General features: G+C 59.7%; 4 protein-coding genes and 1 pseudogene. 4 read left to right on the top strand and 1 reads right to left on the bottom strand.

Features of this window, described 5'->3' with window-relative positions; genetic code table 11:
- A pseudogene (locus I5W_RS16100) lies at positions 1-278 on the bottom strand (NADH-quinone oxidoreductase subunit L); the annotation flags it as partial.
- Between the two features lie 99 nt (positions 279-377).
- Here I5W_RS16100 and I5W_RS16095 point away from each other — a divergent pair.
- The 4 genes from I5W_RS16095 to I5W_RS33450 all read left to right on the top strand — a co-directional run.
- Positions 378-1,271, top strand: a complete 894-nt coding sequence (locus tag I5W_RS16095) for a LysR family transcriptional regulator (RefSeq protein ID WP_017453523.1) — start codon at positions 378-380, stop codon at positions 1,269-1,271.
- A gap of 193 nt (positions 1,272-1,464) precedes the next feature.
- Entirely contained in the window at positions 1,465-1,680 is a 216-nt protein-coding gene (locus I5W_RS16090) for a hypothetical protein (protein WP_017453524.1), read from the top strand.
- 123 nt (positions 1,681-1,803) lie between these two features.
- On the top strand, positions 1,804-2,121 hold the full coding sequence (locus I5W_RS16085; protein WP_017453525.1) for an ArsR/SmtB family transcription factor: 318 nt from the start codon (positions 1,804-1,806) through the stop codon (positions 2,119-2,121).
- A gap of 2 nt (positions 2,122-2,123) precedes the next feature.
- The coding region (locus I5W_RS33450) for a YeeE/YedE family protein (protein ID WP_044529988.1) at positions 2,124-2,238 on the top strand (115 nt) is incomplete at its 3' end.

Genomic DNA, 2,238 nt, shown 5'->3' with positions numbered 1-2,238 from the left:
CGTGCCGAGAAGCTGCCAATCACCGTGCCCAGGCCCTGCACCAGCACGGACAGTAGCATCCCCAGCACGGACAGATGCAGTACACCTGGCCAGGGACTGGCCTGACGGTCGGCAAACAGTGTGACCAAGGTCAGCAGCAGCGCCGCCAGCGACATGGCCTGGAACAGTTTCCAAGCGCGTGCCGGCATCAGGGGGAACAGGCCCAATGTGGCGGCGGTGACCAGCATCAGCACCGGGGGCACCCAGGCGATGGCGGAAAGGAGTAGGAGCGTCGTCATGACAGAAAGCCTCATGCATTGGAATGGCGCCATGATGCTTGCCATTAATCGTTCTGTAAATTACATTTATTAGAACAAAATCATTGATAAATACGAACGATGCGCCTAGAACAGCTTAACTTTCATCATCTGCGCTATTTCTGGCGCGTGGCCAAGCTGGGCCACCTCACGCGTGCCGCCGAAGAGCTGCATACCTCACAATCGGCGGTCTCGGCCCAGATTCGTCAATTGGAAAAGCAGCTGGAAGAAGATCTCTTCCTGCGCGAAGGCCGCCGTCTGACCTTGACCGATACCGGACAACTGGTGTTCACCTATGCCGACAACATCTTTGGCCTGAGCCAGGAAATGCTGGGCCGGCTGGAAGGCCGTTCAGCCGGCGTGACGCGGCTGCGGGTGGGCAGCGTGGCCACGCTGTCGCGTAACTACCAGGAAAACTGGATCCGTCCCATGCTCTCGGACCCCTCGGTATCGCTCACGTTGGAATCGGGCCTGCTGGAAGGCTTGCTGGAACGCCTGATGCAGCACCAGCTGGACGTGGTGCTGGCCAACGAAACCGTGCCCTCCGACCCCGACCGGCCCCTGCACTGCCGCTTCCTGGGCAGCCAGGCGGTCTCGGTGGTGGGCCCGGCGCACCGCTGGGAAGCACGCAGCCTGCGCATTCCGCAAGACCTCGAGGGACTGGACATGGCCCTGCCCGGCCCGCGTCATGCACTGCGGATGCAGTTCGACGCCTTGTGCATCTCCAATGACGTGCGCCCGCGGATGCGCGCCGAAGTCGACGACATGGCCATGCTGCGCCTGATCGCCCGCGACAGCGGCTGGCTCACGGTCTTGCCCGAGGTGGTGGTGCAGGATGAATTGCGCAACGGCACCCTGGTGGCGGCGGGCCAGGCCAGCGACCTGGTGGAGAGCTTCTATGCCATCACTACGCCGCATCATCACTACGCCGACCTGCTTGAGCGTCTGCTGGGTGAAGGTGCACACACGGCTTGAGATCGAAAACGCCGTCAGGATGGTGCATTACTCATGAGAAACAAATGTTACCCATGAGTAGAATCAACTTGATTTATTGCCATATTTACAATCTAATTGCACCTATGCCAGGTGTTGATGACGTACACTTCGGCAGCTCAGGGGTGAGCTTGGTCGAGCTTGCTGCTTCACATAAGAAAAATCGGCGGAAAAGATGCGCAAGGCAATTTTCAGGTACCGCGACGAGCTGGTCAGGATCGAACTCAAATGCCCTAGCGACACCGGCACCGGCTGGACCTGGGATCTCTACATCAATGGCGAACTGCAATTCTGCGGCCAGGATGCCCCCTTCACCTTCGCAGAAGAAGCCATGGCGGCTGCCAAGCAGGCCAGCCGCCACCTGATCGATCTGATCCACGCCGCTTCCTGAACGCCCCTTAGCTGCGCGCTTTAACTGGGCTTTGACTGCGCTTTCGTTTTGACTTGCAATCGATAAGCACCGCTATTACTATATATTTCAATATAATATTTAATTGCATATTGAATCAAGCCCATGGATGCCCGCGTTCCCCTGCAAGCCGACCAGATGCGCCACGCCGCCGGGCAAGCGGTGGCGGCGCTCAAGTTGCTGGCCAACGAAGACCGCTTGCTGCTGATGTGCCAACTATCGCAACAGGAAATGTGCGTCAGCGAACTGGAACAGGCACTCGACATCCGCCAGCCCACGCTGTCCCAGCAACTGGGCGTGCTGCGCACCGAAGGCGTGGTCAGCACGCGCCGCGAGGGCAAGCGCGTCTACTATCGCGTGGCCGATCCCCGGCTGTTGGAGATGCTGGGGCTGATGTATCACCTCTACTGTCCCAAGGAATGACGATGCAGATTGCCTGGCACACCTTCACCCCCGGCTGGTCCTTGATCGGCGGCCTCTTGATCGGACTGGCCGCCGCCGTCCTGCTGCTGTTCAATGGCCGCATTGCCGGCGTCAGCG

Source organism: Herbaspirillum sp. B65 (assembly GCF_000333555.1).
Taxonomy (GTDB): Bacteria; Pseudomonadota; Gammaproteobacteria; order Burkholderiales; family Burkholderiaceae_D; genus Herbaspirillum; species Herbaspirillum rubrisubalbicans.
Note: the sequence above shows the minus strand (reverse complement) of the source record. Positions and strands in the feature narration are given on the sequence as shown.

Excerpts from the sequence above, each read along its gene's own strand:
- I5W_RS16095 (WP_017453523.1), top strand. The coding sequence starts at position 378 with ATGCGCCTAGAACAGCTTAACTTTCATCATCTGCGCTATTTCTGGCGC.
- I5W_RS16090 (WP_017453524.1), top strand. The coding sequence starts at position 1,465 with ATGCGCAAGGCAATTTTCAGGTACCGCGACGAGCTGGTCAGGATCGAA.
- I5W_RS16085 (WP_017453525.1), top strand. The coding sequence starts at position 1,804 with ATGGATGCCCGCGTTCCCCTGCAAGCCGACCAGATGCGCCACGCCGCC.